General features: G+C 69.1%; 18 protein-coding genes. 12 read left to right on the top strand and 6 right to left on the bottom strand.

Annotated features, from left to right (window positions below; all coding sequences use genetic code 11):
- Position 1: 1 nt before the first annotated feature.
- The gene (locus B0293_RS25425) at positions 2–1,141 is read right to left on the bottom strand and encodes a steroid 3-ketoacyl-CoA thiolase (protein ID WP_005155519.1); all 1,140 of its coding nucleotides are present in this window, start codon (positions 1,139–1,141) and stop codon (positions 2–4) included.
- Between the two features lie 168 nt (positions 1,142–1,309).
- Here B0293_RS25425 and B0293_RS25420 point away from each other — a divergent pair, with 168 nt between their 5' ends.
- The 3 genes from B0293_RS25420 to B0293_RS25410 are packed head-to-tail and all read left to right on the top strand — an operon-like array spanning position 1,310 to position 4,586.
- A complete protein-coding gene (locus B0293_RS25420) occupies positions 1,310–2,467 on the top strand; it encodes an acyl-CoA dehydrogenase family protein (RefSeq protein ID WP_005155518.1) in 1,158 nt (385 codons plus the stop codon).
- A gap of 11 nt (positions 2,468–2,478) precedes the next feature.
- On the top strand, positions 2,479–3,495 hold the full coding sequence (locus B0293_RS25415; protein WP_077241383.1) for an acyl-CoA dehydrogenase family protein: 1,017 nt from the start codon (positions 2,479–2,481) through the stop codon (positions 3,493–3,495).
- A complete protein-coding gene (locus B0293_RS25410) occupies positions 3,492–4,586 on the top strand; it encodes an LLM class flavin-dependent oxidoreductase (protein ID WP_005165876.1) in 1,095 nt (364 codons plus the stop codon). Before B0293_RS25415 ends, B0293_RS25410 begins: the two co-directional genes overlap by 4 nt.
- Positions 4,587–4,674: 88 nt before the next feature.
- Here the strand turns inward: B0293_RS25410 and B0293_RS25405 are convergent, their stop codons facing one another.
- Positions 4,675–5,094 carry an enediyne antibiotic chromoprotein gene (locus B0293_RS25405; protein ID WP_039919497.1) on the bottom strand — a complete coding sequence of 140 codons (420 nt, stop codon included), beginning with the start codon at positions 5,092–5,094 and terminating at the stop codon, positions 4,675–4,677.
- Between the two features lie 244 nt (positions 5,095–5,338).
- On the opposite strand from B0293_RS25405, the gene B0293_RS25400 reads away from it, so the two are divergent.
- The 4 genes from B0293_RS25400 to B0293_RS25385 all read left to right on the top strand — a co-directional run bounded on the left by B0293_RS25400 (position 5,339) and on the right by B0293_RS25385 (position 10,634).
- Entirely contained in the window at positions 5,339–6,523 is a 1,185-nt protein-coding gene (locus tag B0293_RS25400) for a cytochrome P450 family protein (protein ID WP_005165880.1), read from the top strand.
- 170 nt (positions 6,524–6,693) lie between these two features.
- Positions 6,694–8,694 (top strand): ArnT family glycosyltransferase, encoded by a 2,001-nt coding sequence (locus tag B0293_RS25395; RefSeq protein ID WP_005165882.1) that lies wholly within the window; start codon positions 6,694–6,696, stop codon positions 8,692–8,694.
- Positions 8,695–8,700: 6 nt separating this feature from the next.
- Positions 8,701–9,939: a glycosyltransferase gene (locus B0293_RS25390; protein ID WP_005165883.1), complete on the top strand. Its 1,239-nt coding sequence runs from the start codon at positions 8,701–8,703 to the stop codon at positions 9,937–9,939.
- The gene (locus B0293_RS25385) at positions 9,936–10,634 is read left to right on the top strand and encodes a class I SAM-dependent methyltransferase (RefSeq protein WP_005165885.1); all 699 of its coding nucleotides are present in this window, start codon (positions 9,936–9,938) and stop codon (positions 10,632–10,634) included. The genes B0293_RS25390 and B0293_RS25385 overlap by 4 nt, the downstream gene beginning before the upstream one ends.
- 316 nt (positions 10,635–10,950) lie before the next feature.
- On the opposite strand, the gene B0293_RS25380 is transcribed toward B0293_RS25385, so the two are convergent.
- The 4 genes from B0293_RS25380 to B0293_RS25365 all read right to left on the bottom strand — a co-directional run bounded on the left by B0293_RS25380 (position 10,951) and on the right by B0293_RS25365 (position 16,010).
- Positions 10,951–11,901, bottom strand: coding sequence for an NAD-dependent epimerase/dehydratase family protein (locus B0293_RS25380; RefSeq protein WP_005165886.1), 951 nt, complete (start codon positions 11,899–11,901; stop codon positions 10,951–10,953).
- A gap of 112 nt (positions 11,902–12,013) precedes the next feature.
- Entirely contained in the window at positions 12,014–12,991 is a 978-nt protein-coding gene (locus B0293_RS25375) for an alpha/beta fold hydrolase (protein ID WP_005165888.1), read from the bottom strand.
- A 216-nt stretch (positions 12,992–13,207) separates the two neighbouring features.
- The gene (locus tag B0293_RS25370) at positions 13,208–14,596 is read right to left on the bottom strand and encodes an FAD-dependent oxidoreductase (protein WP_005165890.1); all 1,389 of its coding nucleotides are present in this window, start codon (positions 14,594–14,596) and stop codon (positions 13,208–13,210) included.
- A gap of 19 nt (positions 14,597–14,615) precedes the next feature.
- Entirely contained in the window at positions 14,616–16,010 is a 1,395-nt protein-coding gene (locus tag B0293_RS25365; RefSeq protein ID WP_005165892.1) for an FAD-dependent monooxygenase, read from the bottom strand.
- Between the two features lie 227 nt (positions 16,011–16,237).
- Here B0293_RS25365 and B0293_RS25360 point away from each other — a divergent pair, with 227 nt between their 5' ends.
- The 5 genes from B0293_RS25360 to B0293_RS25340 all read left to right on the top strand — a co-directional run bounded on the left by B0293_RS25360 (position 16,238) and on the right by B0293_RS25340 (position 22,050).
- Positions 16,238–17,626 carry an NAD(P)/FAD-dependent oxidoreductase gene (locus tag B0293_RS25360; RefSeq protein ID WP_039919498.1) on the top strand — a complete coding sequence of 463 codons (1,389 nt, stop codon included), beginning with the start codon at positions 16,238–16,240 and terminating at the stop codon, positions 17,624–17,626.
- Positions 17,627–17,665: 39 nt separating this feature from the next.
- A complete protein-coding gene (locus B0293_RS25355) occupies positions 17,666–18,931 on the top strand; it encodes an NAD(P)/FAD-dependent oxidoreductase (RefSeq protein ID WP_039919499.1) in 1,266 nt (421 codons plus the stop codon).
- Positions 18,932–18,944: 13 nt separating this feature from the next.
- Positions 18,945–20,348 (top strand): cation:proton antiporter domain-containing protein, encoded by a 1,404-nt coding sequence (locus B0293_RS25350; protein WP_052014595.1) that lies wholly within the window; start codon positions 18,945–18,947, stop codon positions 20,346–20,348.
- A 76-nt stretch (positions 20,349–20,424) separates the two neighbouring features.
- Positions 20,425–21,594: an acyl-CoA dehydrogenase family protein gene (locus B0293_RS25345; protein ID WP_005165896.1), complete on the top strand. Its 1,170-nt coding sequence runs from the start codon at positions 20,425–20,427 to the stop codon at positions 21,592–21,594.
- Between the two features lie 12 nt (positions 21,595–21,606).
- Positions 21,607–22,050 carry an SgcJ/EcaC family oxidoreductase gene (locus B0293_RS25340; protein WP_005165897.1) on the top strand — a complete coding sequence of 148 codons (444 nt, stop codon included), beginning with the start codon at positions 21,607–21,609 and terminating at the stop codon, positions 22,048–22,050.
- The last annotated feature ends 69 nt before the right edge of the window (positions 22,051–22,119 follow it).

Raw genomic sequence — 22,119 nt, 5'->3', positions numbered from 1 at the left:
GTCAAAGCCTTTCCAGCAGGGAGGCGGTGCCCAGGGAACCGCCGCAGCACATGGTGATCAGCGCCGTCGAGGTGTCCGTGCGCTCCAGCTCGTGCAGCGCCGTCACCAGCAGCCTGGTCCCGGTCGCGCCCAGCGGATGACCGAGCGCGATGGCGCCGCCGTTCACGTTGACGCGGTCGATGTCCGCGCCGTGCGCCTTGGCCCAGTTGAGCACCACCCCGGCGAAGGCCTCGTTCACCTCACAGATGTCCACATCGGACAGTCGGCGGCCGGTCCGGCGCAGCACCCGTTCGGTGGCGACCACGGGCCCGTCGAGCAGGTAGTAGGGATCGGCGCCGGTGACGACCTGGCCGACCAGCCGCGCCCGCGGGGTCAGGCCCAGCGCGCGTGCCTTGCCGTACGACATCCAGAGGATCGCGGCGGCGCCGTCGGAGATCTGCGACGTCGACCCGGCGGTGTGCACCGCGCCCTCGACGTTGGGCCGCAGCGCGGCGAGACCTTCGAGGGTGGTTTCGCGGATACCTTCGTCGCGGGTGACCGCGCCGACCGGGGAGACCTCACGGTCGAACCGGCCTTCGTCCCATGCTCGCGCCGCGCGCTGCTGGGAGAGCAGGCCGTAGTCGTCGGCGTCCGCTCGCCCGATGCCTTCGCGTTCGGCGATCCGCTCCGCGCCGCCGAACTGCGCCTTGGGCGGGTCGTCCCACGGGTAGTCCCGCGTCTTGTAGTGCCCGGGCCCCTGGTAGAGGTTCGTCCCGATCGGCACCCTGCTCATCGACTCGACGCCGCAGGCGATCCCGGTGTCGATGGCGTCCGCGGCGATCAACGCGGAGATCAGGTGGTTCGCCTGCTGCGCCGATCCACAGGAAACGTCCACTGTGGAACATCCGACGCCGGGGTCGTGCCCGGAGTTGAGCCAGGCGTTGCGGGTGACGTTGAGGCTCTGCTCGCCGGACTGGGTCACGCAGCCGCCGATGATCTGGTCGACGTCGCCGGGTTCGACGCCGGCGCGGGCGATGACCTCCAGCTGGACGTGCCGCATCAGTTCGACGGCCTTCAGCTCGGCGAGTACCCCGCCGCGTTTGCCGAGCGGGGTGCGGACGGCGGAGACGATGACCGGGGTGCGGTCGTTCAGCGCGGCCACGGGCGGGTACCTGCCTCTCCACCGGACGCGTTGCCCGGCTTCACCAGCATGGTGCGGCCCCGGCAGGCGAACGTCTCACGGATTGCGCACCCAGTAGGGGTTTCTCCGTAGTTGCGGGAATGGCTCGCGCACCCCCTCACGATCATCGAGGCTGGTTATGGTGCCTACATGCGGCTGGACGACAGCGAAGATCAAGCGGCATTCCGGGCGGGCCTCAAAGCCTGGCTCGCCGAGCAGTTACCCGAAACCACCCCGAGCGCGCCTCGCGCGTGGGCGGCCGACGAGTTGCGCGCCTGGAGCAAGGCGTTGCACGCGGCCGGATACGCCGGTCTGACCTGGCCCGCCGATCATGGCGGCCGAGGGCTTTCCCCCGCGTACCAAGCGATCTACGCCGAAGAGAGCGCACTGGCCGAAGCACCGGACCACGCGGGCGTGATCGGGCTCGGCATGGTCGGCCCCGCGATCGTCCACTATGGAACGGACGCGCAGAAGGCCGCTCATCTCCCCCGGATCCTTTCCGGGGAAACGATCTTCTGCCAGGGCTTCTCCGAGCCGGACGCCGGCTCGGACCTCGCCTCGGTGCGCACCCGGGCCCGCCGCACCGACGGCGGCTACGTCGTCGACGGCGAAAAGGTCTGGTCCTCCTACGCCCATTTGGCCGACCACTGCCTGCTGCTCGCCCGCACCGACCCGGACGCGGCCAAACACCGCGGGCTGACCTGTTTCCTGCTCGACATGCGCGCACCCGGTGTCGAGGTGCGGCCGCTGCGCCAGCTGTCCGGCGACACCGACTTCAACCAGATCCTGCTGACCGGCGTCGAGATCCCCGACGACTGTGTGCTCGGCGAACCGGGACAGGGCTGGCGGGTCGCGCTGACCACCCTCGCGCACGAGCGCGGCACCTTCGGCATCACGCTCACCGCGCGGCTGGCCGTCCAGCTCGACAGGCTGGTCAAGACCGCCAAAGCGTGCGGAGGCGACACCGATCCGCGGATCCGGGCCGAGATCGCCGAGCTGTACGTCGACCTGCAGGGCCTGCGCTTCACCGGATACCGCGCGCTGGCCGCGATGGAACGGACCGGCGAGCCGGGTCCGGAGAGCTCGATCCTGAAACTGCGCTGGTCCCAGGCGAACCAGCGGGTGAGCGCCCTCGCGCTGCGGCTGCTCGGCGCGGGCGCCGCGGCCGACGGGACCGACGCTTTCTGGGACGGCTACTGGCAACACCAGCGGTTGCGCAGCCGGGCCAACAGCATCGAGGGCGGGACGTCGGAGATCCTGCGCGGCATCGTCGCGGAGCGGGTCCTCGGCCTTCCGAAATCACGTTAGGGGAGCAATCGATGGACTTCGCGCTAACCGAGGACCAGGCCGGGCTCAAGGCCGCTGCCCGGACCTACCTCGAGGACACGTACGGCCTCGAACGGATAGCGGCACTGGCCGACGATGGCGGGCAGGACCTCGCCGCCTGGCCCGAGCTGGTCCGGCAGGGCTGGCTCGACCCGGACCTCGGCCTGGCGGAGTTCGTGCTGCTGGCGGAGGAGGGCGGCCGCGCGCTGCACCCGGTGCCGTGGTTCGCCACCGCGGCGCGCGCGCTGCCGGTGTACCAGGCCGCGGGCGTCGCCCTGCCGGGGCCGGCGACGCTGGCCGACGGCTCCACCACCTGCCGCGCGACCCGCCGCGACGGCGGCTGGCGGCTGGACGGCGCCGTGCAAGCGGTCCTGCACGCCGACGTCGCCACGGAGATCGTGGTCGCGGCCCGCACCCCTGCCGGGGTGGCGCTGTTCGGCGTCGGCCCGGACGCCGCTTCCGTGTCCACGCGGACCGGCGTCGACCCGCTCCGGATGACGTCGGACGTCGCGTTGGCCGGGGCCGAGGGCCGGCTGCTGGCCGGGCCGCCGTCCGCCGCGCCACTGCTCACCGCGATCCGCGGCCGGGCGACGACGTTGCTCGCGGGCGAGGCCATCGGCGTCGCGGACCGGGCGCTGGAAATCGCCGTCGGGCACGCGAAGACACGGACCCAGTTCGACCGTTCCATCGGTTCGTTCCAGGCGGTGAGCCAGCAACTCGCCGACGGTTACGCCGAAGTCGAGCTCGCGCGTTCACTGGCCTACCGCGCCGCGGTCGTGCCGCAGGACGGCGGGCCCGCCGCGACGGAAGCGATCGCCTGCGCCGCGCACGCCGCGAGCCGCGCGGCGATCTCCGTCTGCGAGACGGCGATCCAGGTCTGCGGCGGGATGGGCGTCACCTGGGAATTCCCGCTGCACCGCTGGTTCCGGCGCGCGTTGTGGCTGGAGGCGGAACTCGCCGGGGGACCGTTGGAAGCGATCGCGCACTCACTGTTCGGGGAGCACTCATGAGCCTGCAACTGCACTGGTTCCTGCCGTCGCACGGCGACGGGCGGGAGATCGCCAAGACCGCCGACGGTGTCGCGGCGCCCGGCGCCCGGCGCGAACCGGACCTCGAGTACCTGACCCAGGTCGCGCTCGCCGCGGACCGGTTCGGGTTCACCGGGATGCTCACGCCGTTCGGGTTGTTCTGCGAAGACCCGTGGGTCGTGGCTTCGGCGCTGACGGGCGCGACGCGGTCGGTCAAGTTCATGATCGCGATGCGGCCGGGATTCGTCTCGCCGCTGCTGGCCGCGCAGACCGCGGCGACGTTCCAGCGCGTCTCCGGTTCGCGGCTCCTGCTGAACATCGTGACCGGCGGGGACCCCGACGAGCAGCGCCGCTACGGCGACTGGCTCGACCACGACCAGCGGTACGCGCGCACCGGCGAGTTCATGGACGTCTTCCGTCAGGCCTGGCCAGGTTCGCGGTTCGACTTCACCGGCACGCACTACAACCTGAAGGCCGGGCTGATCGCGCGGCCGCATCCGGTGCGCCCGACCCTGTTCCTGGGCGGTTCTTCGTCGGCCGCGCTGGAAGTCGCCGCCGCACAGGCGGATGTGCTGCTGATGTGGGGTGAGACCCCCGCCGCGATGGCCTCCCATCTCGAGCGGTCGCGGGCACGGGCGGAGTCGCTGGGGCGTTCGCTGCGCTTCGGCACGCGATTCCACGTGATCAGCCGGGACACCTCGGCCGAGGCGTGGAAGGTGGCCGACCAGCTGCTCGCCGGCATGGACCCGGCCCGGATCCGGCAGGCACAGGAACGGTTCGCCGCCACCGAATCCGAGGGCCAGCGGCGGATGGCGGCGCTGCACTCCGGCAGCACCGACTCACTGGAGATCCACCCGAACGTCTGGGCGGGCTACGGCCTGGTCCGTCCCGGTGTCGGCACGGCACTGGTGGGCAGTCACGAAGAAGTGGCCGAGCGGATCGAGGAATACCATGCCCTCGGTCTCGACCATCTGATTCTTTCCGCTCAGCCGCACCTCGAAGAGGCCTACACCTTCGGTGAAGGCGTGATGCCGTTGCTGCGCAAACGCGGTCTGCTCGCGGAAACGTTCTGACGTATTTCTTTTCGAAACGACGGTGAAGGAATCGGGACGCTCGACGTCCGCGATTCCTTCACCGTCATCGTTGTTTCGGCGATGAGGGTCAGCTGAAACTGATGATCACGCCGCCGCCGTTGCCGGCGGCGTCCCCGAGGCCGACGACGCAGGTGATGACCTTGCAGTCCACCGCGCCGTAGCTGCTGCCGTCGGGCAGGACACCGGTGAAGTTCTTCTGCACGGTGACCGGGCTCGAGATCTTCCCGGCCGCGTCAGCGACCAGCGAGAGCTGCGAAGGGCTGCAAGGGAACTGCCCCGTCGCGTCCTGGGCACATTCGCCCACCCGATAAGTCGCTCCCGGCGTCAGGCCGGTTCCGGTCACCTGGACGACCGCACCGTCCGAGAGCCCCGAGGACGGCGTGACCGTGACGGCCGCCGCGGCGGAAGCACCGGGAGCGACGACGGCCAGCAGGCCGAGAGCGGCGATGGCGGAACCGGCGAACTTGGCGACGAGCTTTGCGGACACAGTAATCACTCCGATTCATTGCTGGGGATTTTCCGACTTACCAGGCGCGGGTTCCGTTTCCCCCCGGCGGCCTGGTAACAACGTTACGATCATCCGGCGTAGATCGTCAACTTTTTCTTCGAGCAGTTTTCGAGTAGGCCTTCAGAAAAAACGTGCAATAAACTCGCGCGCTTCATGCGTAATTCATGGATGAAAGGCCGGTCAGGAGAAGAAGGCGGGCGGGCGCGCACGGGAACCTGATTCGGTGACCTCTTCCAGCTCCGACTTCCTGTTCGGGGGCGCGCCAGAAAGGCACGCCGCCTACGCCGCGCTGCGCGAAAGCGGCCCGGTCCGAAGAATCACGCTCTCCTCGGGCACCGGCGGCTGGCTGGTGAGCGGCTACGCCGAGGTCCGCCAGGCACTCGCGCATCCGGGACTGAGCGGACGCACCGGTGTCGTCGGCGACCGGCGAGGACTGTCCGAGGACGTCCGGCTCGGCATGAACACCCATATGCTGAACCTCGATCCGCCGGACCACACCCGGCTGAGAAAGCTGGTGTCCGCCGCGTTCACCGTGCGCCGGATCGCCCAGCTGCGCCCCAGGATCGAGGCCATCACGGCCGAACTCCTCGACGCCGTCGCCGACTTCGACGAGGTCGACCTGATCAAGGCGCTCGCCCTGCCACTGCCGATCCGCATCCTCACCGAGATGCTCGGCGTGCCCGAGGACGAGGCCGGCGCCTTCCACGGCTGGACCGAGACCCTCACCGCCAGCGCGCTCCCCGTCGACGAACTCGACGCGGCCGCCGCCGAAATGTTGCGCTATGTCAGGAAACTTCTCGCCGAGAAGCGTGAGAACCCTGGCACGGACCTGCTTTCCGCCCTCGTGACGGTCCGCGACGGCGACGACCGGCTGACCGAGCACGAGCTGACCTCGATGGTCTTCCTCCTGCTCATCGCCGGCCACGAGACCACCGTCCACCTCATCGGCAACGCCACTCTCGCCCTGCTCGAGAACCCGGCGCAGCTCGCCGCGTTGCGCGCGAACCCGGAGGGAATGCCCGCCGCGGTGGAGGAATTCCTGCGCTACGAGAGTCCGGTGCACGCGGCGATGCGCTATTCCACCCAGGAAGTCGAACTCGGTGGCGTGACGATCCCGGCGGGTTCGCTGGTCATCGTGTCGTTGCTGGCCGCCAACCGCGACCCGGCCCGCTTTCCGGGCGCGGACGCGCTGGAACTCGACCGCGACGACAACCCCCAGCTCGCCTTCGGACACGGTATCCACCACTGTCTCGGCGCGCCGATGGCCCGGCTCGAAGGCGGGATCGCGATCGCCGCGCTGCTCACCCGGTTCCCGAACCTGCGTGAAGCCGTCCCCACGGAAAGCCTCCGCTGGCGCGTCAGCATGGTGATGCACGGTCTCGAAGCGCTGCCCGTCCGGCTTCGCTGACAACTGTCCTTAAAGGACACATTGCCCTGAAATGGTGGCAAACCAGCAGGCTGGGATAAGACGCGCGCGAAACCGCGGTGCGACACTTTCGGGAGACGATCACGAATTCGCGGTGCGTATCTCACGTCCGCGAGCCGCGTCATCTCCTATTCCTGGGAAGGGAGTAGAACGTGTCCCAAGACCTAGGCACCCCGGTCACGAGCACCGCGCCGCGAGGCACTGCCCCGCCCGTGCGGACGCCGAAGAAGAAGACCAAAACGGGGCTGTCCGCACTGGCCGCCAAGCGCATCGCCGTCCTGAGCTCGCTCGTCGCCGGCGTCGCCTACGGGTGGGGTATCGGCGGGAACGCCGCACACTACGCCTACGCCGCCGCGGTCCGCAGCATGTCCGCGAACTGGCACAACTTCCTTTACGGCGCTTACGATCCCGCCGGGTTCATGAGTGTCGACAAGGCACCCGGCGCACTGTGGCTGCAGGCGCTTTCCGTACGCGCCTTCGGTTACCACACCTGGGCGCTGCTGCTGCCCGGCGTCGTCGCGGGCGCCGTCTCGGTGTACGTCCTGTTCGTGCTCGTGCGCCGATGGGCCGGGCACGCGCCCGCGGCGCTGGCCGCCGTCGTGCTCGCCGCGACACCGATCACGATCGCGGGCACCCGGGTCAACCTGCCCGACTCGACGCTGATCTTGACGCTGCTCGTCGCGACCTACGCCTTCTGGCGAGCGCTGGAAAAGGCGTCGCCGCGGTGGCTGCTGCTCACCGCCGCGCTCGTCGGCATCGGCTTCCACATCAAGCTCGCCATGGCGCTGGCCGTCCTGCCGGTGCTCGGGGTCGTCTACCTCGTCGCCGCGCCGACGTCGCCGGGCCGCCGGGTGCTGCACCTGCTCGGTGCCGGCGCGGTGACCGCCGCGGTGTCGTCGATCTGGATGCTCATCGTCGGGCTGACGCCCGCGGGCTCCCGTCCGTACATGGACGGCAGCACCTCGAACTCGGTGTGGCAGATGGTCTGGTCCTACAACCTCTTCGACCGCACCGACGCCCCGAAGAGCGGGAACTCGGCCGAACTGCCGGTCCTGCCCGACGGCAAGGTCACGCCGGTCGACCAGGGCGGCGAAACCGGCGTGTTCCGGCTGTTCAACGACCTGATCGGCGGCCAGATCTCGTGGCTGCTGCCGCTGGCACTGCTGCTGCTAGTCGTCGGCCTGGTCGCCGCGGGCCGCGCGCCGCGCACCGACAAGACCCGCGCGGGCTGGCTGCTGTGGGGCGGTTGGCTCGTCCTCTACGCGGGCGCGCTGAGCTTCTCGCAGAGCATCCACCCGTACTACACGAGCATCCTGGCGCCGGCCATCGCCGCGATCGCCGGTGTCGGCCTGCACCTGGCCTGGACGAACCGCCGCTTCGCGTGGGTCCTGCCGGTCGGGCTGCTCGCCACCGGCGCCTGGGCGTTCGTCCTGATGAGCCGCTCCAGCGACTACGTCTCGTGGCTGCGGCCGGTCGTCGCGATCGCCGCCGTCACCGCCGCGGTGCTGTTCCTCCTGGTCCGTACCGGGAAGTTCGCCGTGGTGACCGGCGCCGTCGCCGGGATCGCGCTGCTGGCCGGGCCGGTCGCCTGGGCGGCGCCCGCCTTCCACCCGCCGACGGATCCGCGGACGGCGATGTTCCAGAACTTCAACCCCCTCGCCGGGCCGAACCCGAACGCGCTCTCCACCGGCATCGACCTGACCAAGCTCATGGCGGGCGGCCCGAAGCCCGGCGCGGCGGGCGGGCAGGCCATGCCGCTGCCCCCGCCGATCATGTTCCAGATGATGCCCTCCGACGCGGACCAGAAGCTCCTCGGCTTCCTCAAGGCCAACAACCGCGGCGAGCGATTCGATCTGGCGACCTTCGGCGGCACCGGGGCCTCGCCCTACATCCGGGCCGGGCTGTCCGTGATGCCGATGGGCGGTTTCGTCGGCACCATGCCGATGCCGACCGCGGACGGCCTCGCCGCGACCGTCTCAAGTGGACAGTTGAGGTACGTCCTGTTCGGCGGGTTCGCCTACGACAGCCCGACCGCGCTGGCCCGCAAGGACTGGGTGGTGCGCAACTGCACCCGCGTCCCGCCGCCCGCCTACACCGCCAACCCGTGGATGGGCTTCACCTCCGCCCTGTTCGACTGCAAGCCGGGAGCGTGATGACCCATGACGGCCGAACTCACCGCGGCACCCCGAACCGCACCGGGAAGCCGCACGACGGCGAGCGTCGAGATCGTCATCCCGGTGCTCAACGAGGAACGCGCCCTGCTCGGCTGCATCACGACGCTGAGCGCGTACCTCGGTGAGGACTTCCCGTTCCCCTGGTCGATCACCATCGCCGACAACGGCAGCACCGACCGGACCTGGGAGATCGCCACCGAACTGGCGGAGCGGAACCCGCGCATCTCCGCGCGGCGGATCCCGGTCCGCGGCCGGGGCGCGGCGATCAAGGCGACCTGGGGTGCCAGCACCGCCGACATCGTCGCCTACATGGACGTCGACCTGTCGACCGGTCTGGAGGGTCTGCTCCCCCTGATCGCGCCGCTGGTCAGCGGGCACTGCGAGATCACCATCGGGACCCGGCTCGGGAACGGCTCGCGGATCCGCCGCAGCCTCAAACGGGAGATCGTCTCCCGCACCTACAACGCGATCACGCGGCACGTGTTCGGGCTGCGCAGCTCCGACACGTCCGCCGGATTCAAGGCGGCCCGGCGCGAAGCCGTGCTCGGGCTGTTGGACGCGGTCGAGGACGACCAGTGGTTCTTCGACACCGAGATGCTGATGCTGGCCGAGCACAACGGCCTGCGGGTGCACGAGGTGCCGCTGGACTGGGTGGAGGACGTCGATTCGCGGGTCAAGGTCACCCAGACCGCTTTGGGGAACCTCAAGGGCCTGGTCCGCGTGGGCCGGGCGATCGCCGCCGGGAAGGGTCGTGTGAACGTGCCGGAGATCCCGCAGTTACGGGCCACCCATCCGGACGCCGTACTGGCCGAACCCCGGGCCGCGACCCTGGCGAAGTTCATCGGGTTCGCGGTGATCGGTGTCATCTCGACAGTGCTCTACACGCTGCTGTATCTCCCCCTGCGGGTCCCGCTGACCCCGGCGGGGGCGAACCTGGTCGCGTTGGTGCTCGTCGGGGTGGCCAACACCGAGGCGAACCGGCGCTGGACGTTCAATCGCGGCGGCGGGCACCGGCTCGGGTTGCACACCCGCGCCGCGATCCTGTTCGCCACCACGTATCTGCTGACCACGATGGCCGTGACCGGGCTCCATCTGCTCGCCCCGGGCTCCGGGCCGGTCGTCGAACTGCTCGTGCTCATCGTCGCGTACGGGCTGATGACGTTGCTCCGGTTCGTGGCCCTCGACCGCTGGGTCTTCGCCCAGCATCGGAAGGAGCGCCGGTGAAGACGGCGGACATCACCCGGATCACCGAGATGGAGGACCGCCACTGGTGGTTCCGGGAGAAGCGGCACCTGCTCGCCGACGAACTGAAGCGGCTCGGCCCGCCCGGGCGCGCGCTCGACATCGGCGCGGCGGGCGGCGGCAACACACGGGTGCTGCGCGAGCGCGGCTGGGACGTCGTCGCCACGGACTACGACGAGAACGCCGTCGAGATCGCGCGCTCGCGCGGTCTCGACGCGATCCACGCCGACGCCCGTGACCTCCCGTTGCCGTCTTCGTCGTTCGACCTGGTGGTGGCGTTCGAGATCCTCGAGCACATCCAGGAGGACGACCAGGCCGCGGCGGAACTGTTCCGGGTGCTGCGGCCCGGCGGTTCCGCGCTGATCAGCGTCCCGTCCGGAATGGACCTGTGGTCGGCGCACGACGTCGCGGTCAGCCACGTGCGCCGTTACGACCGGGCCGGGCTGCGGAAGGTCATCGAGGACGCCGGCTTCGTCATCGACGAACTGTGGAGCTGGAACGTCCTGCTCCGGCCGGTAGTGGCGCTGCGGCGACGTTCGGCCCGCGGCAACGAACTCAACGAGCACACGCCCTGGCTGGTCAACCACGCCCTGACCGCGATCGTCACGGCCGAGCGCTACCTCCCGACCCGTTCGCGGCGCGGCGTCTCGCTGATCCTGAAGGCTCACAAGCCTTAGCTGCGGTCCGCCGGTCCAAGTACGTGAAGGCCCCCTTCATTGCGTGTAGCGCAGTGAAGGGGGCCTTCACGTACTTGGGGGCCGTCGGTGACCCAGGCGGACTGTGAGGGGTGTGTGGAAATAGGGACGTTGCGTGTCCCTATTTCCACACACCCAGCCACGACCGGACCGGTCACGCGGGACTGTGTGGATTTCTGAGCGTCCAACGCACCGAAATCCACACAGTCCGGCGTCACCGGCCCTCTCATGACTCCGAACGCGAAGAAAGGGCCGTTCACAACAGAGAACCTGTCGTGAACGGCCCTTTCCCGACGCCTTAAGCCGCGCGAAGCCCGGCCGGGGGGACGTCCCAGGCGGTGCCCCGGTGCTCCAGGTACCAGTCCACCGTCTTCGTCATGCCCTCCTCCAGCGAGACGAGGGACTCCGGGTCGATGCCGACCGCCAGCAGCGTCGAAACATCGGCCGTGACGGGGGTGTCCGGGGTTTCGCCCGGCCGCATCGGCAGGTCGGCGATGCCCACCCGCGGGTAGCCGCGCTGCTCGCAGATGTCGATCACCAGCTCAGCCACCTCGCGGATCGTGACCGACTCGGCGGGCCCGATCTCCACCGTCTTCTCCAGTACCCGTCCTTCGGCGGCGGCCTCCAAAGAGGACACCAGGGTGCGGGCCACGTCGCCGACCCACACCATGTCCGAGACCTGCCGTCCACCGCCGTAGAGCTCCACCGGGATGCCGGACAGGGCCCGGCAGACCAGCGCCGGGGTGATCTTGCGGACCTTGCCCGCGGCGAACGGCGGCGCGGCCTTCTGGCGCGGGCCGTAGGCGTTCACCGCGCGGACGCAGTTCACCCGCGTCCCGCGGTCCGCGTTGAACATCCGGACGAACCGTTCGACCGTGGTCTTCGAGATCGAGTAGCTGTTGTTCATCCAGTGGTTGCCGACGCAGATGTACACGCCGGGCAGGTCGTACTGGGCGACGGCCTCGAGGAAGTTCAGGCCGCCCATGACGTTGGTCTCCACGGCGGGCCGCGGATTGGTGATCGTCTCCTGGGTGCCCAGCACGGCCGCCAGATGGATGATGCCGTCGCAATGCGCGGCGAGTTCGGTCATCGCCGTCGCGTCACGGATGTCGCCCAGCATGACCTCCCAAGGCCCGCCGTCCCCCTCACCACGATGGTCGAACACGACCGGCGTATGCCCTCGTGCGGCGAGTTCTTCGCAGACGTACTGCCCGATGAACCCGGTACCGCCGGTAACACCAACCTTCATTGTTTGCCACCTTTTCCGGTTAGGCTGGGATTTCCAGGATTTTTCTTTTCGCAGAATCCCACCGGCGGCATCACCGGGGCGCCTCCAATACTGCCCCGGAACGGCCGTGAATTCAGCCGAGGAACTTCTCCAGCGCGTCGATGATCTGGGCTGGCTGTTCCTCGGAAAGGTAATGCCCGGCCCCGGCGATCTTGACGACCCGCGGGTCGGCCGCCTTCGACGGCAGCACCTGGAGGAAGTACTGGTGGTTGAATTCCCCGGCGAGGCCCAGCACCGGCATGGTCAGCTTCCCGTACGCCGACCCGGCCGCGATGTCCTGGTTGAGCGTCCGGTACCAGCCGTTCCCGGCACGGACGGCCTCCTGCGAACCGTAGGCGCGCGCGTAGACGTCCCGGTCGAAGCCGCTCACCGCCGCCGGCGCCACCGAAAGCTGGTCGATCATCGCGTCCACGAGGTAGCGCGAACGGCCGGAGACGAGCTGCTCGGGCAGGCCTTGCAGCTGGTTGAACGTCCACCACCACGGCGAGAACTGGCCGGGACCCGACGGCAGCAGCGGCAGCTGGTAGAGGCTCTTGTCGGGCGCGACGACGTCCATCAGCGCCAGCTTCCCGACAGCCTGCGGGTACTTGATCCCGTAGCTGTGGGCGACCATCGCGCCGATGTCGTGGCCGACCACGTCCGCCTTGGCGTACCCGAGCTTGGTGACCAGCGCGTGGACGTCGGCGGCCAGCGTCTCCTTGTCGTAGCCCGCCGCGGGTTTCGACGATCCGCCCATCCCCCGGAGGTCGACGGCGATCACCCGATGCTTCGCGGCCAGCGCCGGCATCACCTTGTGGAACGACCACCACGTCTGCGGCCAGCCGGGCAGCAGCACCACCGGGCTGCCGGACCCACCGGCGACGTAATGCAACCGGACGCCGTTGACGTCGGCATGGGCGCTTTCGAATTTACCCGGCAGCGAGCGCGCGAGCGCCGCGTCGGATTGCCTCCACCCCGTGTTCGCGGTGGCTCCGGCCCCCGCTCCCCCCAGCAGTACCACCGCCGCCGCGGCCGCGGCCAGCGCGGTCATCACCTTCTTGTACTTACGCATGAATTTTCGCTCCCACCGCCAGGGAATGGTTCACTGACACAGCAATGATCAGCCGAGTGGACCGAAAGAAGCATCTCGCGTGTTGCGGAGGAGAAAAGATCACCCGTGCGTGAAAACGCATTCTCCGGGGACGAAACGACGAATCCGTGAAGGCCTCCTTGAGGGACTCTGAGTCCCTCAAGGAGGCCTTCACGGACTGTGGAAAGAAACGCGCTGTCAGGCGGCGCGCGAACGGCTTCCCGGACGGGGAAGCTCCGTCACGGTCGCCCCGGTGACGGGACGCCGCCGGTTCGCCCGCAGCACTTTGCGCACAATGCCCGGCTTCATCAGCGCGGTCGGCGGATCGATCAGGCCCGCCACCCGCATGAACGCCGCGGTGATCTCCGGATCGACGGTCGCCGCGTACTGGACCTTCGCCATGTACGCGTTGCCCATCTTGACCTTGAGCGTCCGTTTTCCTTCCGCACCGGGGAAGTCGAGGTCACCACTGGTGGAGATGTCCCACGGGTCGTTGATGACCTTGGCGATCTCGCGCAGGAACCGCCGCGAGTCGGGCTCTCGCCGCCGGGCCAGGTGCTCGCGCAGCGCGATCGCCTCCATCGACGCGACCGTCATGCCCTGGCCGTACACCGGGTTGAAGCTGCAGAACGCGTCGCCGAGCACGAACAGGCGCTCCGGGAACCGCTTGAGCCGTTCGTACCGCCTTCGCAGGCTGGCCGGGAACTTGAACGTCACCGGCTCGATCAGGGGCTGGGCGTCCTTCACCGCTTCGTAGATCTCCTTGACCGGCAACGACTTCACGTACGCGAGATAGCCGCGCGCGTCGGTCGGCGGATGGTCGCCCAGGATGCCGGTCAACGAAAGGATGCACTCGTTTTCGTTGACCTGCCCGAAGAACGCGCCTCGCGGATGCGAGGGCGAGGCGACCGGGTTGATCGACTGCCAGCCATCGAACATCTCCGGGCGTTTGCGGAACATCCGGGTGGTGTAGGCCAGCCCGATCTTCACGCGCTCCTCGGCCGGCCGCTCGAAGCCCAGTTCCTCCAGCCACACCGGCGTCCGCGTACCGCGTCCGGAGGCGTCGACGACCAGGTCCGCGCCGAGGCGCTCCTCCTCCGCCGAGCCGTCCCGCCCCTGCACGCGGACCCCGATGATCCGCTTGCCCTCACGGGTGGCGAGCAGGCCGTTGACGTCGGTGCGTTCGCGGTAGGTGACGTTCGGGAGTGCCGCGGTGCGCAGCCGCAGGTGGTGCTCCAGCACCGGGCGCAACGCCGTGATCGACGGCAGCCCGCTGTCGGCGGGCATGACCTGCGTCCCGTTGAAGAACCACTTCATCCGCGCGAGATCGCCGACCGGGATGCCGGAATCCCGCAGATCGTCGAGCAGGCCGGGGAAAAGCTCCTCCAGGATGAAATAGCCGCGCGCGTGCAGTCCGTGCGCGTGCCAGGTGTGCGGGGTGCCGCGTCGCGGCTTGTCCACGCCGAGCACCTCGTCGCGGTCGACGACCACGACCTCGCGGTAGAACTCGGAAAGCACTCTCGCCGCCAGGGTGCCGGCGACACTGCCGCCGATCACCACCGCGCGTTTGCCGACGGGTTCGTTCATGACGATGGCTCCTTGACGCTCAGGCCGCGAGGTCGTCGGAGGCGGGCGGGGCCTGACCGATCGTGGCGGTGGGTGCGATGGGGGTGGCCGTCTTGACGCGCCGCGCGGTGCGCAGCACGCCGACCACCAGGCTGGGCCGCATCAACGCGGTCGGCGGGTCGACCAGGCCGGCGGCCCGGAAGAACGCCTCGGTGAACCGGCCGTCGACGGTCGCCGCGGAGTGCAGCTTCGCCATGTAGGCGTTGCCCATCTTGACCTTCAGCGGACGCGGGCCCTCGACTCCCGGGAAGGCGAGGTCGCCGCCCGCCGAGATGTCCCACGGCACGTCGATGATCGGGCTGATCTCCTTGAAGAACCGCAGCGGGCGCACGCCACCGTCGTCGAGATGCCTGCCGAGCTGGTCGGCCTCCATGGCCGCGACCGTCATCCCCTGGCCGTACACCGGGTTGAACGCGCAGACGCCGTCCCCGATCACCAGCATGCCCTCGGGGAAGCGGCGCAGCTTGTCGAACCGGCGGCGGACGCTGGCGGGCACCTTGAAGCTGGTGATCTCGCTGATCGGCTTCGCGGTGCGAACGGCCTGGTAGATCTCCGGCGCTTCCAGCGTCTTGGCGAACGCGAGGAAGCCCTCGGCGTCACGCGGCGGGTGGTCGCCGAGCAGGCCGGTCTGCGACAGCAGGGCCACGTTCCCCGGCAGGTTCACGAAGAACGCGCCACGCGGGTTGGCGGGCGAGGCGACCGGGTTGATCGCGAGATCGTCGCCGAACGGGTCGGTGTCCAGCTCGAACAGCCGTGAGGTGTAGGCGAGATCGATCTTGATCTTCTCCTCGGCGGGCCGCTCGTAGCCGAGTTCCTCCAGCCATACCGACGATCGGCTGCCGCGGCCGGTGGCGTCGACGAGCAGATCGGCGAAGATCGTCTCGGGCTCGGCGTCGTCGCCGGTCACCCGGACACCGGTGATCCGCGTGTGGTCCCCGGTCGCGACCAGCGACTGGATCACCGTGCGCTCGCGGACCTCCACGTTCGGCAGCGCGAGCACCCTCGCGCGGACGTGCTCTTCGAGCTCCGGGCGGGTCGCGGACACACTGAGCAGGCCGGAGTTCTTCTGCTGCAGGCGTTTCCCGTTGAAGTACCAGCGCAGGCTGCCCGAGAGGTCGCCGCTGGGGATGCCGTCGGCGGTCAGCTCGGCCTGCAGGCCGGGAAAGAGGTCTTCGAGGATCTGCTGGCCGCGTGCGAGCAACGCGTGCGCGTGGTGCGCCTGCGGTACCCCGCGGCGGGTCCCGGTGACGCCGACGATCGTGTCACGCTCGATGATCACGACGGCGCGGTAGCGCTCCGAAAGTACGCGGGCGGTCAGCAGGCCGGCCATGCCGCCGCCGAGCACGACGGCGCGTTCGCCAAGGTATTCGCCCATCGCGGGATGCCTCCAATAGGTAGTCGGCCGGGCCGTCGGAGTCCGACACGTGAAGAATCGTCGTCCGCCCGGATGCCCGGAGCGTCTCTTCGACTGCGGTTTCGCGAAATGCCTTGCGAGGCAACAGGTTCCCCTGAACAGGGCGGCGACTTCTCGAGTGGATCTCAATTCCCGGTTGTTAGCGTCGGTCAAGTAATTCCGGCCGTCGGCGTAGTTGGAGAGGTGTCATGCGCACAACGACCCAGATCCTCGTGATCGGCGGTGGACCGGCGGGTTCCACCGCTGCCGGGCTTCTGGCCAAGGAGGGCTTCGAAGTCACGCTTCTCGAGCGGGATCACTTCCCGCGCTACCACATCGGTGAATCGCTGCTGCCCTCGTGCCGCCCGATTCTCGAGCGCCTCGGCGTCTGGGACAAGATCGCGGCGGCCGGGTTCCAGCCCAAGGGCGGCGCCTACTACTTCTGGGGACCCGAGGAGTGGGAGGTGCGCTTCCGGCCGCACGGCCGTGACGGCAGCACCAGCGCGTGGCAGGTCATCCGCGCCGATTTCGACAAGATCCTGCTCGACCACGCGCGCGAGGTCGGCGTCGACGTCACCGAGGGCGTCGCGGTGAAGAAGCTCGACTTCGACGGCGACCGCCCGGTCGCGGCGCACTGGGCCGAGGCGAAGAACCCGGCCAACTCCGGCCGGATCGAGTTCGACTACCTCGTCGACGCCTCCGGCCGCGGCGGCGTGATGGCCACCAAGTACCTGAAGAACCGCAAGTTCCACAACGTCTTCCGCAACGTCGCGGCCTGGTCGTACTGGAAGGACGCGAAGCAGCTGGACCGCGGGCCGAGTGGCGCGATCACCGTCGCCTCGGTCGGCGACGGCTGGTTCTGGGGCATCCCGCTCCCCGACGGCACGATGAGCGTCGGCCTGGTCACCGGGAAGGACTCCTTCAACGCCGCGCGCAACGAGCTCGGCGGCGTGGACCCGTTGTACCACAAGGCTATCGGCGACTGCCCGGCGATCCAGCAGCTGCTGATCGAGGCTGAGCAGGTCACCGAGGTCAAGGTCGAGCAGGACTATTCGTACGCGGCCGAGCAGTTCCAGGGCCCCGGCTACCTGCTCGCCGGCGACGCCGCCTGCTTCCTCGACCCCCTGCTGTCGACCGGTGTGCACCTGGGCACCTACAGCGCGCTGATCGGCACCGCCGCGATCAGCAGCGTCATCCGCGGCGAGATCGGCGAGACCGAGGCCTGGGACTTCTACGAGGTCGTCTACCGCCGCGCCTACGAACGACTGCTGGTGCTGGTGTCCACCTTCTACGAGAGCTACCGCGGCAAGGAACACCACTTCTTCCGCGCCCAGCAACTGTCCGAAAAGGACTGGGACGGGATGGACGTGCAGGCCGCGTTCGACCGGTTCGTCACCGGCATCGCCGACCTCGAGGACACCGAAGAGGTCTACCGCCGGATCCAGGGTCACCTGCTCGGCGACGAGAGCGGCAAGCACAACCCGCTCGACAACCTCAACCGCGTCCACGAACACAAGCAGGCACCGGAGAAGCCCGAAAAGGCGATCAACGGGTTGTACCTGAGCTACGAGCCGCAGATCGGCATCCGGCGCGCGTGAGCGCCTTCACTCCTTGACAGGCCTAGGGAAAGGGTACTCATGTCAGCCACGCTCCACGGTATGCCCGAGCGGTTCGACGTCATCGTCATCGGTGGCGGCCCGGCGGGCGCGACCTGCGCCGGCCTCCTCGCCAAGGAGGGGCATACGGTCCTGGTCCTCGAACGCGAACGCTTCCCCCGCTACCACATCGGCGAATCCCTGATCCCGGTCGGCATGCGTCCGCTCCAGGAGCTCGACCTGCTCGACCGCATGGAGGCCCGCGGTTTCGAGCGCAAGTACGGCGGCAGCCTGGTGTGGGGAAACCGGGACGTGCCTTGGAACTTCTCGTTCATGAAGGCCGCGGAAGGCACCTACGCCTACCACACCCGCCGCGCCGACCTGGACTCGCTGCTGCTCGACCGTGCCCGCGAACTCGGCGCGTACGTCGTGGAAGAGACGACGGTGAAGGACGTGCTCCAGTCCGACACCGGCCGGGTCACCGGTGTCCGGTTCACCCTGCGCGGCTCGGCGGGCGACTACGAGGCCACCGCCTCGCTGGTCGTCGACGCGTCCGGCCAGTCCCGGGTGATCGGCCGGAAGTTCAGCGACATCACCTGGCACAACGAGCTCCGCAACGTCGCGGTCTGGACGTACTACGACAACTGCGAGCGGCTGCCCGGCGACGAGTGGACCAACATCCTCATCGAAGGCACCGAAGAGGGCTGGTTCTGGGGAATCCCGATCGACAAGGGCACGATGAGCGTCGGCTACGTGACCAAGTCGGACGTCGCCAACGCGGACGACCAGTCCCTGGAACAGATCTTCCTCGCCGAACGGGACAAGACCACCCGGCTCAAGGGGCTGCTGGCCAACGCCCGCCAGCACGCGGGGTACCGGACCGCCCGGGACTGGTCCTACACCAACGAAACCTTCTACGGTGACGGCTGGGTGCTCGTCGGCGACGCGGCCGCGTTCGTCGACCCGCTGTTCTCCACCGGGGTCGCGCTGGCCACCCTCGCGGGCAGCTCACTGTCCAAAGTGGTCCACCGGATCCTGGAACATCCGGCCATCGAAGAGAAGGCGCTCGACCGGTACGCCGGGAACTATCGCGCGTTCTTCGACGAGATCCGCAACTTCGTCGAGCGGTTCTACGACCGGACGAAGTACAAGGAGTACTACTACGACCTGGCGCAGGAAATCGTCGACCCGGAGCAGCTCCACGCGCCGAGCACCGACTTCGTCACGTTGATCTCCGGCCTGTCGGGCAAGCACCCGCTGCTGAACATCAGCCTCGACGACCTGATCGCGAACGTCGTCGAACCCTGACCGAGGAGCAGCCTTGGTGGAGATCAAATCCCGCACCGGTTCCCGAACCCTGTGGGTCTACATAGGACTGGTCGTCGTCCCGGTCGTGGTCGCGATCGTCCTGCTGTCACAGGGCGACGACGGCGGCAGCGTCTCCGGCACCAAGGCCGCGGCCGGGCCTTCGCTGGCACAGCTGCTGCTGGCCATCACCGTGGTGGTCGGCGCCTGCAAGGTGGTGGGCTGGCTGGCCCAGCGGATCGGGCAGCCCGCGGTGATCGGCGAGATCACCGCGGGCATCCTGCTCGGCCCGTCGGTGCTCGGCGCGCTGTGGCCTTCGGGCGCGGCCGTGCTGATCCCGAAGGCGGCCGTACCGCAACTGAACGTCGTGGCACAGCTCGGCGTGATCTTCTTCGTGTTCCTCGCCGGGCTCGAACTGAACACCAAGCTGTTGCGCGGACGCGGGCGGCTCGCGGTGGTCGTCAGCCATGTCAGCATCGCGTTCCCGTTCCTGCTCGGCGTCGGGCTCGCCATGCTCGCCTACACCCGGTTCGCGCCCGGCGGGGTCGGATTCCTGCCGTTCGCGCTCTTCTTCGGGGTGTCGATGAGCATCACGGCACTGCCGGTGCTGGTGCGGATCCTGCACGAGATCGGGCTCTTCCGCAGCGAGGTAGGCGTGGTGGCGCTGACCTGCGCGGTGGTCGACGACGTGACCGCGTGGAGCCTGCTGGCGCTGGTGATCGCGCTGACCACGGCGTCCTCGCTCGTCGGCGTCGTGCTGACGGTCGTGCTGACGGCGGTGTTCGTCGCGCTGCTCGGGCTGGTCGTGCGGCCGCTGCTGCGGAAGCTGGTCACCCGGGCGCCGGCGGCGAGTCTGCACAAGGCCGCGCCGCTTTCGGTGGTCGGCGTGCTGCTCTGCGCGATGGCGACCGAATGGATCGGCGTGCACGCGATGTTCGGCGCGTTCGTGTTCGGCGTGGTCTTCCCGCGGGACAACCCGATCGCGGCCTGGCTGCACGACAAGGCGGGCGGGCTGACGACGGCGTTGATGCTGCCGTTGTTCTTCGCCTACAGCGGGTTGCGCACCGACATCGGGCTGCTTTCCGGTGGCGGCGCGTGGCTCTGGTGCGGCGTGATCCTGGTCGTGGCCGTCGTGGGCAAGCTCGGCGGTTCGGCGCTGGCCGCCCGCGCGGTGGGCGAGAACTGGAACCGGTCGCTGCAAGTGGGCACCCTGATGAACTGCCGTGGCCTGACCGAACTGGTGGTCCTCAACATCGGTCTCGACCTCGGCGTGCTCTCCCCGACGCTGTTCACCATGCTGGTGATCATGGCGCTGGTCTCGACCGCGATGGCGGCACCGATGGCGACCTGGTTCGCCCGGCGCGACGGCCGGAACGTGGTCGATTTCCCCGGCCGCACCTCCGATCGTGCGGCGGCCTGATCCACCGGCAAGCGGGAAGACGCCGTACCGTCCGCCCGCTGCGAAGCTGGGTCCGTCGACAATCTAGGAGGTCAAGGTGTCGAGCACCGATGTTCCGACGCGGGAGGAGCTGGTCCGCCGCGTGGCCGACCTGGCTCCCGCACTGAAGAAGCACTCGAACTGGTCCGAGCAGAACCGGCGGGTGCACGAGGAGTCCATCGAGGCGCTGGCCGACGCCGGCGTCTTCAAGCTGCGCCGCCCCAAGCGTTACGGCGGCTACGAGGCCGACACCCGCACCCTGGTCGACGTCGCCACCGAGATCGGCCGCGCCGACGGCTCCACCTCCTGGGTGGCCTCGGTGTACTGGATCCCGACCTGGATGGCCTGTCAGTTCCCGGAAGCGGTGCAGGACGAGGTGTTCTCCACCCCGGACGTCCGCGTCTGCGGCACCTTGAGCCCGTCCGCGATGGCCGCGCCGGTCGACGGCGGGGTCGTGGTGAACGGCAAATGGGGCTTCATCAGCGGGGCGCTGCACGCGCAGTGGCAGGAGATCATCGCGATCCTCGTGCCGCCGGAGGGCGAGCCGTACCCGATCATGGCGCTGGTGCCGATCTCGGATCTGCTGATCGTGGACGACTGGGACACCTCGGGCCTGCGCGGCACCGGCAGCGTTTCGACGGTGGCACAGGACGTCTTCATCCCGGCGGAGCGGGTGCTCCCGCTGCCGGCGGTGCTGGAAGGCCAGGGCGCCGCTTCGGCGTCGATCTACCGCGCCCCGTTGCTTCCGGTCGCCTCGGCGTCTTCGGTGGGGACGCTGGTGGGCATGGCGAAGGGCGCGCAGGACACTTTCCTCAAGCGCCTGCCGGACCGCAAGATCACTTACACCGCTTACGATTCGCAGCGCGAAGCCCCGATCACGCACCACCAGGTGGCCGAGTCGGCGCTGAAGATCGACGAGGCCGAGTTCCACGCGCACCGTCTGTCCACTTTGGTCGACACGAAGACGGCGGACGGCACCCCGTGGAAACTCGAGGAGCGCGCGATCGCGCGGGCCGACCTCGGCGCCGTGGTCCGCCTGGCCAAGGAGGGCATCGACATCCTCGCCTCGGCTTCCGGTGGTTCGTCGATCTACCACGGCATCCCGATCCAGCGCATCGCCCGCGACGTCGCCGCGGTCAACCTCCACGCGCTGATGCACCCGAACACCAACACCGAACTGTACGGCCGCGTGCTCTGCGGGCTCGAGCCCAACACCCTCTACATCTAGGAGGATCCTCCGATGACCACGACCGAAACCGGCACCGGCACCGCCGCCGACCAGGCGGCGATCGCGGCGCTGACCCAGAAGGTGATCGCCGCGTGGGCCTACCACGACGCCGACGCGTTCGCCGGCGTCTTCACCGACGACGGCACGATGATCCTGCCCGGCGTCTACAAGAAGGGCCGTGAGGAGATCCGGTCGTTCCTCGTGGAATCCTTCGCGGGCAACTACAAGGGCACCCAGGTCACCGGCCGCCCGCTGGAGATCCGCTTCTTCACCCCGGACTCCGGCGTCCTGATCACCCAGGGCGGCGTGCTCGGCCCCGGCGAGACCGAGGTCGCGGACTCCCAGTCGATCCGCGCCTCGTGGACGGTCGTCAAGCGGGACGGCGCCTGGCACCTGGCGTCCTATCAGAACACCCCGGCCAAGCAGCAGCTGCCCAAGCCGGGCACGGCCGCCTGACCCTCACCATCCGGAACCCGGGCCCCTCCCCCAGGGCCCGGGTTCCACGCTGTCCGGACGGTCCGCGGC

This window comes from Amycolatopsis azurea DSM 43854, from assembly GCF_001995215.1.
In the GTDB taxonomy this organism is placed as follows: Bacteria; Actinomycetota; Actinomycetes; order Mycobacteriales; family Pseudonocardiaceae; genus Amycolatopsis; species Amycolatopsis azurea.
The sequence above is the reverse complement of the archived record's forward strand: the minus strand, read 5'-3'. Positions and strand labels throughout refer to the sequence as shown.

Bases quoted from the DNA above. Each gene is read 5' to 3' on its own strand.
- B0293_RS25420 (WP_005155518.1), top strand. From the start codon at position 1,310: ATGCGGCTGGACGACAGCGAAGATCAAGCGGCATTCCGGGCGGGCCTC.
- B0293_RS25415 (WP_077241383.1), top strand. From the start codon at position 2,479: ATGGACTTCGCGCTAACCGAGGACCAGGCCGGGCTCAAGGCCGCTGCC.
- B0293_RS25410 (WP_005165876.1), top strand. From the start codon at position 3,492: ATGAGCCTGCAACTGCACTGGTTCCTGCCGTCGCACGGCGACGGGCGG.
- B0293_RS25390 (WP_005165883.1), top strand. From the start codon at position 8,701: ATGACGGCCGAACTCACCGCGGCACCCCGAACCGCACCGGGAAGCCGC.
- B0293_RS25380 (WP_005165886.1), bottom strand. From the start codon at position 11,901: ATGAAGGTTGGTGTTACCGGCGGTACCGGGTTCATCGGGCAGTACGTC.
- B0293_RS25375 (WP_005165888.1), bottom strand. From the start codon at position 12,991: ATGCGTAAGTACAAGAAGGTGATGACCGCGCTGGCCGCGGCCGCGGCG.
- B0293_RS25370 (WP_005165890.1), bottom strand. From the start codon at position 14,596: ATGAACGAACCCGTCGGCAAACGCGCGGTGGTGATCGGCGGCAGTGTC.
- B0293_RS25365 (WP_005165892.1), bottom strand. From the start codon at position 16,010: ATGGGCGAATACCTTGGCGAACGCGCCGTCGTGCTCGGCGGCGGCATG.
- B0293_RS25360 (WP_039919498.1), top strand. From the start codon at position 16,238: ATGCGCACAACGACCCAGATCCTCGTGATCGGCGGTGGACCGGCGGGT.
- B0293_RS25355 (WP_039919499.1), top strand. From the start codon at position 17,666: ATGTCAGCCACGCTCCACGGTATGCCCGAGCGGTTCGACGTCATCGTC.
- B0293_RS25340 (WP_005165897.1), top strand. From the start codon at position 21,607: ATGACCACGACCGAAACCGGCACCGGCACCGCCGCCGACCAGGCGGCG.